Annotated in this window: 12 protein-coding genes; 7 read left to right on the top strand and 5 right to left on the bottom strand. The window is 38.6% G+C overall.

All coding sequences use genetic code 11. From position 1 onward, the window contains the following. Positions 1-82: 82 nt before the first annotated feature. The 5 genes from CN288_RS06270 to CN288_RS06255 form a co-directional block, all read right to left on the bottom strand. Positions 83-1558, bottom strand: coding sequence for a protein adenylyltransferase SelO (locus CN288_RS06270; protein ID WP_026591566.1), 1476 nt, complete (start codon positions 1556-1558; stop codon positions 83-85). Positions 1559-2004: 446 nt separating this feature from the next. Then, positions 2005-2211, bottom strand: coding sequence for a hypothetical protein (locus tag CN288_RS06265; RefSeq protein ID WP_026591565.1), 207 nt, complete (start codon positions 2209-2211; stop codon positions 2005-2007). A gap of 88 nt (positions 2212-2299) precedes the next feature. Further along, on the bottom strand, positions 2300-2491 hold the full coding sequence (locus CN288_RS30000; RefSeq protein WP_141527929.1) for a DUF3967 domain-containing protein: 192 nt from the start codon (positions 2489-2491) through the stop codon (positions 2300-2302). Between the two features lie 392 nt (positions 2492-2883). Then, a complete protein-coding gene (gene pepF / locus CN288_RS06260; protein ID WP_026591564.1) occupies positions 2884-4671 on the bottom strand; it encodes an oligoendopeptidase F in 1788 nt (595 codons plus the stop codon). Between the two features lie 307 nt (positions 4672-4978). Continuing rightward, on the bottom strand, positions 4979-6211 hold the full coding sequence (locus CN288_RS06255; RefSeq protein ID WP_098301986.1) for a MerR family transcriptional regulator: 1233 nt from the start codon (positions 6209-6211) through the stop codon (positions 4979-4981). Between the two features lie 187 nt (positions 6212-6398). Here CN288_RS06255 and CN288_RS06250 point away from each other — a divergent pair, with 187 nt between their 5' ends. The 7 genes from CN288_RS06250 to CN288_RS06220 all read left to right on the top strand — a co-directional run bounded on the left by CN288_RS06250 (position 6399) and on the right by CN288_RS06220 (position 15782). Beyond that, entirely contained in the window at positions 6399-7685 is a 1287-nt protein-coding gene (locus tag CN288_RS06250; RefSeq protein WP_098301985.1) for an NAD(P)/FAD-dependent oxidoreductase, read from the top strand. A gap of 13 nt (positions 7686-7698) precedes the next feature. Then, complete coding sequence (locus tag CN288_RS06245; protein WP_098301984.1) at positions 7699-9171, top strand: aldehyde dehydrogenase family protein; 1473 nt, start codon at positions 7699-7701, stop codon at positions 9169-9171. Between the two features lie 45 nt (positions 9172-9216). After that, positions 9217-10635 carry an MATE family efflux transporter gene (locus tag CN288_RS06240; RefSeq protein ID WP_026591560.1) on the top strand — a complete coding sequence of 473 codons (1419 nt, stop codon included), beginning with the start codon at positions 9217-9219 and terminating at the stop codon, positions 10633-10635. A gap of 45 nt (positions 10636-10680) precedes the next feature. After that, entirely contained in the window at positions 10681-10962 is a 282-nt protein-coding gene (locus tag CN288_RS06235; protein ID WP_026591559.1) for a cupin domain-containing protein, read from the top strand. Positions 10963-11208: 246 nt separating this feature from the next. Further along, complete coding sequence (locus CN288_RS06230; protein ID WP_098301983.1) at positions 11209-12669, top strand: CoA-acylating methylmalonate-semialdehyde dehydrogenase; 1461 nt, start codon at positions 11209-11211, stop codon at positions 12667-12669. Positions 12670-12699: 30 nt separating this feature from the next. Then, positions 12700-14055, top strand: a complete 1356-nt coding sequence (locus tag CN288_RS06225) for an aspartate aminotransferase family protein (protein WP_176527652.1) — start codon at positions 12700-12702, stop codon at positions 14053-14055. 107 nt (positions 14056-14162) lie between these two features. Then, positions 14163-15782 carry an amidohydrolase gene (locus CN288_RS06220; RefSeq protein WP_098301981.1) on the top strand — a complete coding sequence of 540 codons (1620 nt, stop codon included), beginning with the start codon at positions 14163-14165 and terminating at the stop codon, positions 15780-15782. The last annotated feature ends 41 nt before the right edge of the window (positions 15783-15823 follow it).

The following is a 15823-nucleotide window of genomic DNA, read 5'->3' as shown; positions in this document are numbered from 1 at the left end:
GAAATGCTCCCCCTTCAAGTGAAGGAGGAGCATTATGTTATATAAACAGTAAATCATGAAAAGGTGTTGACTGCATGTTTTCTCACGTACCACAAAAAGTTCGATAAGGACGGGATGAAGGCGCAGGCAATGTAGCGTATTCACATTGTTCAGGTGAATGTGCGTAAGGGGTTGAAAGAACCGCGAGCAGTCGTTCCGTCACACTATAATCCCCTTGTTTTACTGCGGCCTCTAGCGCCTCTTCCACACGATGATTTCGTGGAATTACCGCAGGATTATTGTCTCGCATCAACTGATGTGAAGAAGATTTTGATTCCTGCTGTCTGCCTAGTCTTGCTTGCCATTTTTTCTTCCACTGAGTAAACTCTGTGCTGTTAAACAAATCGGTATCTTCATTTGTATCAAAAGTTAAAGCAAGGAAGGTATTCGTATAATCTGCGCGATATTTCTCCATCATCTTAAGGAGTTCATCAATAAGGACTTTATCTTCTGCTTCTTCATTACATATACCTATTTTCGCTCTCATTCCAGTTAGCCAATGTTGTTCATATAGAGCACCAAATTTTGAAAGGCTATCTTGAGCTATTTGGGTCGCTTGTTCCAAATCTGTATGTAGGAGTGGTAATAAAGATTCCGCAAATCGGGCAAGATTCCAAACACCTATATAAGGCTGGTTACCATAGGCATATCGGCCTTGTGTATCAATGGAACTAAATACGGTTGCTGGATTATATTCGTCCATAAAGGCACAAGGACCGTAATCGATGGTTTCTCCACTAATGGTCATATTGTCGGTATTCATCACCCCGTGGATAAAACCAACGAGTTGCCATTTTGCAATTAGGCTGGCTTGTTGCTTCAGCACTTCTTCAAGTAGCGCTAAATATGGATTTTCCTGCGATTGAATAGCTGGAAAGTGACGCTTAATTGTATAATCAGCTAAAGTTTTAAGTTCCTCAACTGAGCAGCTAGCTGCTGCGTATTGAAACGTGCCGACGCGTATATGACTGCTAGCTACACGTGTCAAAATTGCACCTGGCAAGGCAGTTTCGCGAATGATTAACTCACCTGTTGAAACTACAGCCAAACTACGGGTAGTAGGAATACCAAGCGCATGCATTGCCTCACTTATGATATATTCACGCAGCATGGGTCCAAGTGCCGCGCGGCCATCCCCTCGGCGGGAGTATGGTGTTCGACCAGAACCTTTTAGCTGAATATCAAACCTCTTACCTGAAGGAGAAATATGCTCGCTAATTAGTAGAGCACGTCCGTCCCCCAGCATATTAAAGTGTCCAAATTGATGCCCAGCGTATGCTTGAGCAAGGGGAGAAGCACCTCCGGGAACTTTGTTGCCGGCAAGCATTGCTAAGCCTTCTTCGTTTTTAAGTTCCTCTATGCTTAACCCTAAAGATGTTGCCAAAGAATCATTTAGAATGACTAACTTTGGTGAACGTACGGGTGTTGGAGAGAGATTGGCGAAAAATGGCTCTGGTAGACGAGCATAACTGTTGTCAAAATTCCATCCAGCTTCTTTTAGTTCTTTTTTCTTTTCCATTGTATCTCCTTTTGTTGTTTTATTTTTAAAACTAGTTTTTTACAAACCTTTCTTGGATTCATCTATAATTATGTGCATTTCCTCTGTAATCAATGAATAAAAAACGTATCAATCATTGGTTTTATTAAGTCGTTCTGATATCTATAGTAGCACTTTTATGAGTGGAACTAAAACGTATTTCATCATTTAAAATTGTATAAAGTTTTTTTCGGATATTCATTTATGTAGTTCATGGTGAAATGTAAGTGCCTCTAGTTGAGGAATAAGAAAAAACAAGGTAATAGAAAAGAACTGTGTCCGATAAAATTTAAGAAAGAATGAAGAGTTAAAAAAAATGTTATAAATAAAAATCCATATAAGGTTAACATAGCGCAATTAGTAGCAAATATAAAAAGCCTAACCTTTCTTACAAAGGATAAGCTTTTTATATGATTTCTTACCAAAAACTAAAAACGAGGAACTATTTTATCAATGTTTGCAATCACAATGAAAACAAATGAAACAACATCTACGACGATGTTCTCTCTTACATCTACAAGAACCACTATCACTATGACGTTTACACTTACAAGAATCACTGTCGTGTTTATCTTTCCACGAATCGCTACGGTGCTCACATTTACAAGAATCATTACGACGCTTCGAACAGTCACTACTCCAACTCATTTTTATACCTCCCTTCGAATAAGAGATATATTATTTTATGTTTTAATAGAAAAAGTGCTTGTTTATTAACCTATATTAACTTTTTTGTACCTCTCGTATATGTTGCATCAGCACTTGATCTCGTTCTTCTAATCTTTGCAAAATACGTTGCTTACTACTAAAAACTCCTGCTTGATTGCCTCTAACAATTCTTTTTTCAATTGTACTTTTTCCATGTTCAAATCTATATCTATGAGTGAAGGGTGTTCTGTGGGGTGAGTGGGACATGCTTTTGCTTGCTCAGCACTTGTTTAATTGCAGTTTCTAGCTTTTGGCCCTGACTTTGTAGGTGCTTAATTTTTTTCTAATAAGAGTACGTCTCGTTCAAGGAATACAGTAGCCTTTTTAATAGATAGTGAAGAAGACTCATTACATTAGGAAACTGAGGTGGGTGATTCATTTATCGAGGGAGGACTTGTATCACTTGCTTTATGGTGCATTAGTTAAATAAAATACATTTAATAAATTTCAATTGGGATAAACAAATTTTGAACATTCTTTTCTTGAATGTCCAAAATGGAATGAGTGATGTATGTAATCAGGAATTTTGAAAGGAGGCAAAAGATTTATTAGAAGGAAAATAAATTTGAAAAAGCCTCTAGCATAAGAGGCTCTTTTTGTTAAAATGACGAAAATTCTTCAACTAGTTTACTAAAACGATCTAATGCACTTTCAATAGGTTTTGATGTTGTTAAATCGACACCGGCTTTCTTTAAAAGGTTCAGTGGATAATCTGAACTTCCGCCTTTTAAGAAATCGATATAATTTTTCTGAGCGGTAGGATCACCGCTTAAAAGTTGCTCTGCGATTTGAATTGCGGAAGCAAATCCGGTAGCGTATTTATAAACGTAAAATGGTCGGTAAAAATGAGGGATTCTAGACCATCCATATTTTACTTCTTCATCGAATACGAGAGTGTCCCCGTTGTATTCTCTAAATAATTTCTCATAAACATCATTGAATGCTTGAGCATTTAGTGGCTTACCTTGTTCTGCCATTTCGTGCGTAATCTTTTCAAATTCAGCAAACATAACTTGTGTAAAGAAAGTTCCTTTAAACTGGTCGATAAAGTGATTGATTAAATGTTTGCGTACGTCTATATCTTTTGCTTCTTTTAATAAATGGTGAATGAGCAGTACTTCATTTACTGTTGAAGCTACTTCGGCTACAAAAATTGAATAGTGAGCGGAAATTCTCGGCTGGAAACTATGTGAATAATATGTATGCATACCATGTCCACATTCATGAGTAAGCGTAAAGAGACTATTTAAGTCATCATTATGATTTAAAAGGATAAACGGATGAACACCATATACGCCAAAATTATAGGCACCAGAACGTTTACCAGGTAATTCTCTTACATCTATGTAGCGTTTGTCTTTAAAACCTCGGAGTGTTTGAAGATATTCTTCACCGAGTGGAGAAAGGGAAGTAAGCATCATTTCAAATGCTTCATCATATGGAATATCTTGTTTTACGCCTTTTACTAAATCAACATTTAAGTCATACTGTCTTAATTCATCTAGCTGCAATTTTTCTTTTCGTAAATGATTATACTTATGAAGAGATTTAATATTTCTTTTAGTCGTATCAATTAAAGTATCATATACTTCCTTTGGAACCATATCACCAAATAAAGATTTTTCTAAAGCAGAAGGATAGTTTCTAATTTTTGAAATGGTAACATTGTTTTTTATAGCTGCTGCTAAAGTAGAAGCTATAGAGTTTTTTAGTTGAACGTAGGGTTGATAGTAGGCTTTATAAGCTTCCTTCCTCGTATCTCTATGTTCATCTTTTATTAATTTTGAGTACATCCCGCGAGTTAAGTTCACTTTATCCCCATTTTCAGTTGTAACTTCTCCAAATGTAATGTCTGCGTTATTTATCATTCCATATGTATGTTGAGGAGCAGAGAGGGCTTCACCCATTTGGGATAAAATCTCTTCTTTATCTTTATTTAAGACATGGTTTTTATAGCGATATAATTCAAATAAATCCTCTTTATAATAATGTAAGCCTTCATTTTCTTCTATATAAGAATGTAATGTTTTCTCATCGATACTAAGTAAGAACGGTGAAAAGAAGGAACGAGTGGCGCTTATTTTAACATGTAATTGTGATGCTTTGTCTACAAGAGACTGAGCTTCCATATCGCGTGTATCAAGGTCAGCTTGAAGCCTTGCATATGCATAAACGAGACTGAACAAACTTGATACTTCTTCACTTTTTGTAAGATAAGTAAGTAAACTTTGGCCATCATGGATATTTCCATTGAATTCTTTTAAGTTCTCTGTTAAAATTTCGATTTTTTCATAGTCGTTTTTCCAGTCTTCAATTGTTTTATAAATGGCTGTTAAATCCCATTTTTCCTGATTAAGTACATCTATTCTATTCTTAAATTCTGTCATAATCATGTCCTCTCTAAATATGTAGTTTGTATATTCTCTATATAACTATGAAATACAACAAATTGCAAAAAATCCCTGCTGCACGATGAAAAGTCTTGTCGGAAACGAAAAACTGAGGGGAGGAAAGTGTCTTTTTAATTTCACTTGCCTATAATTTGCTTAAGAATAGCAAATAGATCAAATCGAAAATGGTAGCACGGGTGCTTATGCCTGCGCTACCATTTTTTAGATTAATCATGATTTTAGCTACAAGGGGGCTGTCTCATCCGTGAACTAGCCTGCTTTTCGGACAGTCTCTTTTTGTGCGCTATTTTTTTGTACTAGCCAAATACATTAGCATGTGGAATTTTTCGCCTATTACATGATAATCAAAATAGGGTCCTGGATCTGTACAGTAACCGATATTTTCACTTTGGGTGATTTGAAACTCGTTGACAGATAAATTTTCTTCTAAGTATTTTGGATATAAAATATGCTCGTTAGAATTTGGATATAAGGCTGAAATATTTTTTAAGGATTTGGCTGAGCTATCATAATAGGAATACCCGCCAACAATTGTTGAACTGCTATGGAAATAGTTTTTTAGAATGTGAATTGGGAACTGCGGATTGAGCAGTGAAAAATCAGTTGCTGTAAAACTATCCACAAAAATATCGATGCTAAGCGGTTTCAATGGCAAATTTAAATCAGAATTCAAAATATAAAGGACGTTTGGCTTCGGATTCATACGCTCAATTCTTTTTCTAACCTTCTTGAGCATCGCAAGTGAATAGCCACTGAATACATAGGATGCGCTCGTTTCAAGACCATCGATATATTTGGGTAGTGACACAAAAGCGTCAACGTTCGTTTCCACGATTAATTTGTTTTTCAAATCTACATTTTGTAGAACTTTTTGGAACCAAAAATTACTTTTTTCAAATAAGTTAATCATTTTGGGATTGATCTCTTTAATCGTTTCTTTATCGTAAAAATAAGATGGATAAGGAGACGTCTCGTACAAGTTCGAGGTAATGATAATACCTTCCTCGATAGCTGCCTCGTATCCACAAGTACAAGTTAAACTTCCTGTTTGAATGTAGACTTTTTTAATCGTTACATCTTTCATTTCAAGTGGAATGTGACACTTCGGACAATAGAGCAGATTTACAAAGGAAAGCGGGATCCCTGTAAGATTCTCTTCTTTGGATGAAGGTGAGCTAGTTTGAACCGCTTTTTCAATCAATTGGATAGCTTTTGATATGTCTTCTTTTTTCTTGATCAGCTGGATCTTTTTATCAATGAGCAAGTTGTTGTAGTAGTCGATATCCTCATGGTCCGAGAAGTCTGTGACACGCTGATACGATAAAATTTGTTGAATTTCTAGCAGTGAAAAATGAAATTTTTTCAGCTCAGTAATAAAAGCCATGTCGTCGAGACACAATTGGTTCATTTGATACTGGGTGTTTTTTTTATCTGGTATTAATAATCCCAGTTCAATGTAATAACGAACGGTATCAGTTGTAACGTGAAATAGATTTGCAAATGTACCAATTTTCATAGATGTCCCCTCCAATGAAAAAAGTGGAGTTACTCCACTTTTTTCGCAAAAATGAATTCAAAAAGCTCTCAAATTGCTATTGACCTGGAGGAAACTCCACGTCATATGATAGATTCACGAAATGTGAATATTGTGAATAATTTGACTGTATTGTAACATACATGTCACCAAAGGAGAAGAATTAGCTATGGATAAGATGGATCGAATGGATACTCTCTCACTGTGGACAGCGACTGCAACCAGTTATGAAAAAGGAAAAATTCTTGAGGGAAATGAAGAGGCAGATGTTGTCATTATTGGCGCAGGTTTCACAGGTCTTTCTTCTGCATATCATTTGCAAAAATTAGGGAGGAGTGTCGTTGTCCTTGAGCAAGAAACAATCGGATATGGCGCAAGCGGTCGTAACGGCGGGATGGTATTGCCAGGCTATAAGCCAACGATGCAGGAGCTTGCCAAAAAGTATGGTGCCGAGGAAGCCAGACAGCTTAACGATCTCTCCCTGTATAGTGTTGAATTGGTTAAAAGTATCATCAACGAGCATCAAATCAACTGTAACTTTAGAAAAACAGGTCACATTGTGGCGGCTTACAAAGCCAAGCATTTTGAAGGATTGAAACATGAAAGCGAATACTTAAACAAAACTTTCGGGTACGAATCAAGCGTGCTTGATCGAAATCAGTTGCATCAAGAGATTGATTCCCCACATTATTATGGCTGCTTAGTCGACGACTCGAGTTACTCGTTCCAGCCACTGAACTATGCAATTGGTTTGGGAGAAGCAGCTAAATCGATTGGTGCAAGAATCTTTGAGCATTCGAAAGCACTATCTATGGAGTACGGTCAAAACAGTGTGAAAGTTGTAACAGAAAAAGGTGTTGTTACTGCGAAAGACATTATTGTGGCTACAGATGGTTACTCTGGAAAAATCATGAGTGAACTGAACAAAGGTGTACTGCCAATTTCGGCACGTATTATTGCTACTGAACAGCTTCCAGAATCACTGGTGAGTACCGTCATTCCTAAAGATCGCATGGTTTTTGATACAAGCAGTTTCCTTTACTATTTCCGACGTACACCAGATAATCGGATCGTATTTGGCGGTGGCGATGTTCGTCCAAACTTAGGCGATGCTGTTTACCAAAATGTTTACGATGCCATGGTTAAAATCATGCCAAAACTAGCAGGAAGCAAGATTGATTACCGTTGGGGTGGATTTATCGGGGTTACAATTGATACTTTCCCGGTTATCGGCAGATCTAAAGAAGGCGCATATTTCGCAACGGGTTATACGGGCCACGGTGCTTCTCTCTCGACATTGTTTGGTAAGTTATTGGCACAATGGATTGTTACGGGGAGTGCAGGTGGATATCGATTTGAAAAGGAACGCCTCAAATCATTCCCGTTCTATAATCAGAAAACTATGCTGGTAAATCTAGCACATATTGGTTTCAAACTTTTAGATATTATTGCGTAAAGGAGAGCTATTTATGAAAATTAATATGTTCATTGACGGGAAATGGGTAGAAGCGTTATCCGGCGCTAGACGAAACATTATCAATCCGGCAAACGGAGAGGTCATCGCATCGTCTGCTTATGGATCAGCAGACGATGCGAAGATAGCAATCAAGGCGGCTCGCAAAGCGTTTGACAGCGGAATCTGGTCGGATTTATCGGCTGATGAAAGAGCTGACTACCTCTATAAGATTGCAGACCGTCTTGAAGAGAAGGCAGCTGAAATTGCAAGTTTGGAAACTGCAAATAACGGTAAGGTGATTCGTGCAACCACTTATGTGGATATTCCGGTATCGATTCAATGCTTCCGCTATTATGCTGACTTGATCAAGGGCATGAAAAAGGAATCTTACACGCGTGCTGATTCTTCAGACACAATTATTATTCATGAACCGATTGGTGTTTGTGGACTTATTGTACCTTGGAATTTCCCGCTTATGTTAGCTGTTTGGCAAATTGCTCCTGCACTTGCCGCAGGAAATACAATTATACTTAAGCCTGCTGAAGTCACTCCTGTAAGCGTATTCAAACTTTTTGAGATTATCGAAGAGATTGGACTTCCAGACGGAGTGGCAAACTTGGTATTGGGACCTGGATCAAAGGTTGGGAATGAGCTTGCCGAGAGTCATAATGTTGACAAGATCGCCTTTACTGGTGGAACAAAAACAGGTCAAAGCATTATGCGCGCAGCTGCGGGCAATATGAAAAAAATCACACTTGAACTGGGTGGTAAATCTCCACTTATTGTGTTCGATGATGTGGATTTTGAAATTGCAGTCGAGAATGCGATGTTTGGTATTTTCCACAATGCTGGGCAAGTTTGTTCAGCTGCATCTCGTTTGCTTGTACAAGAGACCATTTACGATAAGTTTGTTGAAAGATTGGCCGAGCGTGCGAGCAAAATTGTAGTTGGCAACGGGGAAAGCGAGAACATTGAAATGGGAGCCATCACAAACGAGTCTCATATGAATGAAGTTTTACATTACATTAAGAGCGGAATTGAAGAAGGTGCAAAATTAGTTTGTGGCGGTAAGCGCTTAACAGAAAATGGGCTTGATCAAGGATTTTTTATTGCGCCAACGATCTTTGCTGATGTAAATGCGAATATGCGTATTGTTAAGGAAGAGATTTTTGGTCCAGTCCTTGTTGTAGAGAAATTTAAAGATGAGGAAGATGCCATCCAAAAAGCAAATGATTCCATTTATGGATTAGCCGGTGCTGTATTTACTGAAGATATGGATCGAGCAAAACGAGTCATTAGTAAATTGCGTGCGGGAATTACTTGGATTAATAGTTATCATTTCGCCTATGTTGAAGGTCCTTGGGGAGGATATAAGCAAAGTGGAATCGGAAGAGCGTTAGGTACTGTTGGGCTAGAGCACTTTATGGAAACGAAGCAAATCAATATTCATCAGAATGCGAAGCCTGTAGGTTGGTATGCGAATTAATTGAGCTTAACTTGCTATATAAATTATTTATAAGGGGACATGCTCATGAAAATAGTAGACAACCGTCCATCATCGACGATAGAGCAACTAGAAGTAATGAATAAGCCGGCGAATGATTCAGTGCTGGGAACCAAAAGTATTCCGTTACTATATTTACGGTTTGCTTTGGCTGGAATTATGGCTAACGTGATTCTAGGAGTTGTAGCGGTTGTCGATGGCTATTTCGTCAGTGACTTTCAGGAGCTGGAAGTCGAAGGGATCGGAATTGGATTTACGGTCATGGTTATTACCCGTATGCTTGGCGTTCTTTTTGGTATAGGAGCCGGAGCGGTCATTTCACTTCGACTTGGAAAAGGGGAAATTGAAGAAGGTAGGAGTATTATGGGGCAAACTTTATGGTTTACTCTTTTCTTCTCAACATTACTAGCCATACTTGGATTGGTCTTTGAAAATCAAATCATGACTTTATTCGGAGCAAGTCAGGAGGCACTTCCATATGCGGTGAAATACAGCCGACTATTGTGGATTTCATTGCCAATAACGATATTGGCGGTTGTACTAAGTATTTTTACAAATATTGATGAAAAACCTGTATTATCAATGAACAGTTGGTTAATTGCAGCAGTTGTTGCGGGAATTACAGAATGGATTCTGGTAGTGAAATATGACATGGGAATGATGGGATCTTCGTGGGCGAATACAATTTCACAATCGATCCCTGTTTTACTTATCTTTTATTTTTGGTTTGGGAAAACAAAGCTTAAGCCAAAAATAAAAGATATGAGGATTAAGCTTAAGGTAATTGGTGAGGTGGCTTGGACAGGATTTGCATCTTTCTCAAGTCAGTTCATGATGTTTATTGCAATTATCTTCTTCAACAACTTACTGCAAAGCTACGGTGGTGGGCTGCACGTTGCTGCTTTCACGATTCAAAATGGTTACATTACAAATCTGCTCGCCTTAGCAGCGCTCGGTGGGATGACAGGACTGCAACCGATCATTAGTTATAATTACGGTGCGGGCAACCTTGAGCGTGTGAAACAAGCAATTAAGATGGGAATCATTTTTACGGTTGCTTTCTTTGTGATTGTGACAGCCATCCTAATCATTTTTGCAGATCCAATTGTTTCATTTTTTTCCGGTGGTAATCCTGAATTGCAGAAACTGGGCATTTGGACGACAGTTGTATTCAATTCTTTGTTTGTGTTTAATGCAGTTAGCTTGCTTGTATCTGGTTATTTCGAATCCCAAGAGAGAAACTGGACTGCAACGTTTATAAATGTTAGCAAAATGTTGTTTTTCTCATTTCCATTCATGTTTATTTTCCCGAAGTTCTGGGGTGTAGAAGGTATATGGTACGCAGGTCCTGCTGCAGAAATTCCAGGCGTTCTCATTGCCATATATTTTATAAGAAAAGAGTTCAAACGTTTAAAAGATACGGATGTTAAGAACGTACGTTTATAGAATCTATTCCTTCAAAAATACCAATAAGAAAGAGAGAGGATCATCATGTTTTTTGCGAAAAAACTTACAGCAGAAGAAGCACAAAAATTAGGTGTTGACACGTGGGAACCATGGGTAGGCGAACCGAATAAAGGACCGTGGCATGTAGAAGAGCAGGAAGTTTTCTATGTGACAGATGGTGAAGTGTTCATTACTGTTGAGGGGGAAAGATATCATATTACAAAGGATTGGATCGTTTCCTTGGCTAAAGACCTTGTTTGTGAATGGGATTGTCCAGTGTTTTTGAAAAAGAATTATAAAATGAACCATGAGATCAATCTGAAATAATGTGAAATGAGAAGAGGGCCTAAGCAGATGACTGCCCCTATGTATTTCACGGGTAAGAAATTCAGAATAGTAGAACAAAATAGAGATAAAGTCTAACGAACCAAAAAGCCGACATTGTACTCTCAAGTTATGTTGACGAAATGTAGTGGGATTTATGCAAATAATTTTACATACCGCCATATGAATGCGCTTTCTTTTGAGGGTGCAATACATAGGACGGTTATTTAAAAACTAGGAGGTTTGATGATGGTAGTAACGAAAAATGTACAAGCGTTGAAAAATTATATTGGCGGACAATGGATAGAATCCACAAGTAAACAGATTGAAGATGTACCAAATCCAGCAACAGGAGAGATCATTGCTCGTGTGCCACTTTCGACTAAAGAAGATTTAAATAGAGCTGTAGCAACTGCTAAAGAAGCATTCAAAACATGGAGAAGAGTCGCTGTGCCTCGGCGTGCTCGTATTCTATTTCGCTATCAACAGCTATTGATTGAAAACTGGGAAGAGTTAGCTAAGCTCGTTACCCTGGAAAACGGAAAAAGTTATAAAGAAGCTTACGGTGAAGTGCAGCGGGGGATTGAATGTGTTGAATTTGCCGCAGGTGCACCCACTTTAATGATGGGAGAGCAACTTCCTGATATTGCTACTGGTGTTGAATCGGGGATGTATCGTTACCCAATCGGAGTAATCGCAGGAATAACGCCATTTAACTTTCCGATGATGGTACCATGCTGGATGTTTCCACTCGCGATTGCATGCGGAAACACGTTTGTATTAAAACCATCTGAAAGAACACCGCTATTGGCTAATCGCTTAGCTGAACTGTTTAAAGAAGCAGGTCTTCCAGATGGAGTACTAAATGTTGTGCATGGTGCACATGACGTCGTTAATGGCATTCTTGATAATGAGGATGTGAAGGCTGTATCTTTCGTTGGTTCTCAACCTGTGGCTGAGTATATATATAAAACCGCAGCAGCTAACGGCAAACGTGTACAAGCTCTTGCAGGTGCAAAAAATCATTCGATCGTATTAAAAGATGCGGACCTTAGTTCTGCAGCGAAAGAAATTACAAATGCTGCCTTCGGTTCAGCCGGTGAACGATGCATGGCGGCGGCTGTTGTGGTTGTAGAAGAAGACGTTGCAGATGAGCTCGTTAATAGACTACTTCAAGAGGCTAACGCTATTACTATTGGTAATGGTCTGGAAGAAGATGTTTTCCTTGGTCCTGTTATTCGTGAAGGACATAAAGAGCGGACACTCGGCTACATTCAATCCGGTGTAGAGCAGGGAGCGACACTTATTCGTGACGGACGTGAAGACGATGCAGCAAACGGTCAAGGTTATTTTGTTGGCCCAACGATTTTTGACAATGTGACACAGGAAATGAAAATCTGGCAGGATGAAATCTTCGCACCGGTTCTTTCTATAGTACGAGTAAAAGACTTGATGGGAGCGATTGATGTTGCTAATGCTTCGCCATTCGCAAATGGTGCATGCCTGTACACCGATAGCGCTAAAGCCACTCGTGAATTCCGTGAAGAAATTGATGCAGGTATGCTAGGGGTCAATCTAGGAGTTCCTGCTCCAATGGCATTCTTCCCATTCTCAGGTTATAAAAAATCCTTCTATGGTGATCTCCATGCAAATGGAAAAGATGGCGTAGAATTCTATACTCGCAAGAAAATGCTTACGGCTCGTTATTGAAAGAGTAATGTAAAATCATAAAAAGATAGAATGGAGTTGGTGATTGTGCAAGCGACAGAACAAACACAAAGTTTGAAAAAAGCAGATGAAAAGTACCTTTGGCATGCAATGAGAGGAGCGGCCCCTAATCCAACGAATTTAATTATCACAAAAGCAGAAGGGGCATGGGTGACAGATATTGATGGAAACCGTTATTTAGATGGTATGTCCGGTCTGTGGTGCGTGAATGTTGGGTATGGTCGAAAAGAACTTGCAAGAGCGGCTTATGAACAGCTTGAAGAAATGCCGTACTTCCCTCTGACACAAAGTCATGTTCCTGCTATTAAATTAGCAGAAAAATTGAATGAATGGCTTGGTGACGAATACGTCATTTTCTTTTCTAACAGTGGATCGGAAGCGAATGAAACAGCGTTTAAAATTGCTCGTCAATATCATCAACAAAAAGGCGATCATGGACGCTATAAGTTTATTTCACGCTATCGCGCTTACCACGGTAATTCAATGGGGGCTCTTGCAGCAACAGGTCAAGCCCAACGAAAGTACAAATATGAACCATTGGGGCAAGGGTTTCTGCATGTAGCACCGCCGGATACGTATCGCAATCCAGATGATGTTCATACACTGGCAAGTGCTGATGAAATCGATCGTGTCATGACATGGGAGTTAAGCCAAACAGTAGCCGGGGTGATTATGGAGCCAATTATTACTGGGGGCGGAATTTTAATGCCTCCTGATGGATATATGGCAAAAGTAAAAGAAATTTGCGAGAAGCACGGTGCGTTGCTCATTTGTGATGAAGTTATATGTGGATTTGGCCGGACAGGGAAGCCATTTGGATTTATGAACTATGGCGTCAAACCAGATATCATTACAATGGCAAAAGGTATTACTAGTGCGTATCTTCCTTTGTCAGCAACAGCAGTCAGACGAGAGGTTTATGAGGCATACATAGGCAGTGAAGATTATGATCGCTTCCGCCATGTGAATACGTTTGGAGGCAATCCTGCAGCATGTGCCTTAGCTTTGAAGAATTTAGAAATTATGGAGAATGAGAAACTCATTGAACGTTCGCAAGAATTAGGTGAACGACTGCTATATGAACTAGAGGAGATAAAAGAGCATCCAAACGTAGGAGATGTTCGCGGAAAAGGTCTTCTTTTAGGTATTGAACTAGTGGAAGATAAGCAAATGAAAGAAGCGGCTGCTATTGAAAAGGTGAACAAAGTCATCAATGCTTGTAAAGAAAAAGGTCTAATTATTGGTAAAAATGGTGACACTGTTGCAGGTTACAATAATATTTTGCAACTTGCTCCGCCATTAAGCATCACAGAAGAAGACTTTACTTTTATTGTTAAAACATTAAAAGAATGCTTAGCTCAACTTTAACTAGTTATGAACAAATCTTGTTAAAAAGCAGAATAGCATATCGAGAGAGATAGTTTTAAATACTGAACGAATCACTCTAAAAGAGTAATTCCGAAAGGGCTGAGTTTATGAAAGCTGATGTTGTATTGATAAATGGAGAAGTTATTACAGTAGACCAAAAAAATACAGTAGTCGAAGCTGTAGCAATAAAAGATAATCGTATCGCAGTTGTTGGTTCAAATCAGGAGGTTAAGAGTTTTATAGGAGAAAAAACGGATGTAATTGACTTGCAAGGAAAAACCCTTCTTCCTGGATTCATTGATTCTCATATTCACCTCATTTCTTATGGGGTGAATCAGTTGGCGGTAAGTTGTAAAGCTGAACATATTGATTCTATCGAGGCTTTGTTAAATGACCTGAAAAAGAAAGCTTTAGAAACTCCTAAAGGTGAATGGATACGTGCTTGGGGCTTTAATGAAACTGCTGTGAAGGAAAAGCGTTATCCAACAATCACTGAGCTGGATGAAATTTCAAGTGAACATCCCATTATTGTATCCCGTACTTGCGGCCATATAAGTGTGGTGAACAGTAAAGCATTAGAAATTGCGGAAATTAACGAGAACACACCGGATTCTAATGGGGGAGTTATTGAAAAGAATCAGGCAGGAAAGCTTACAGGAAAGTTAATTGAAGCAGCAAATATGGAGATGAGCGAGGTTGCAAGTTATACAGAAAGTGAACTGATGAAGGCTATGAAAATTGCATCAGATCATTTCGTTGCAGCGGGCATAACAAGTATACATGAGGCAGGTGGATATGGCCCTGAGAGTTACCGTTTACTACAACAAGCTGTGAAGAGTAAGAATATTCGTGTCCGAATATATGCAATGATATGTCAGTTAAATAACTCCCATGAATTTGTTAATAAAATGGTCGAAGCTGGCGTGGTAACTGGTACTGGAGATGAGAGATTTAGAGTTGGACCAGCCAAATTGTTTACAGATGGAAGTAGCACCGGACCTACAATTGCAACCCGTGAGTCGTACTCCAGTGACTCTAACAACTATGGTATTCTTTATTATAGTGAGGAAGAAATCTACCGGATTTTAGGTGAAGCACATAAAAAAGGCTATCAAATCACTGTACATGCACAAGGTGATAAAGCCATTGAAATGTATTTAAATTGTGTAGAAAAGGCGTTGGAGGAATCACCAAGAAAAAACCACCGTCATCGGATTGAGCACGCGGGAATTTCTTCACCAGATTTACAAGAAAGAATGAAAAAGCTCGAGGTGGTTCCTATTCCAAATCCTCCATTTCCATATGAATTCGGGGAGATATATGTAGAGCACTATGGTGATCGTGTGAATCACATGTACGCTGTTCGTGATTTTATTGATCATGGTATCATGGCAGCAGGTGGATCGGACGCACCAGTTACTGACTATAATCCTTTATTAGGAATTCATGTTGCTGTCAATAGAAAAAGCCAGTCTGGAATGGAGTTTGGTGCTAATCAATCTATAAGCGTAATGGAAGCTATTAAACTATACACCTGGAATGGTGCTTATGCGAGTTTTGAAGAAGAGATAAAAGGAAGCATAGAGGTTGGAAAGTTGGCGGATTTAGTTATATTAAATGACAGCATTTTAAGTGTCAACCCAAACCAAATTAAAGATTTAAAAGTAGAAACAACTATTATTGATGGTGAAATTATCTATCAAGAAGAACAACCAGTAAAAATTTAATATAGCATAGTTCACTATATCATAGTTTGCATACCACGTAA

This window comes from Bacillus sp. AFS023182 (assembly GCF_002560575.1).
Classification (GTDB): Bacteria; Bacillota; Bacilli; order Bacillales; family Bacillaceae_G; genus Bacillus_A; species Bacillus_A arachidis.
Note: the sequence above shows the minus strand (reverse complement) of the source record. Positions and strands in the feature narration are given on the sequence as shown.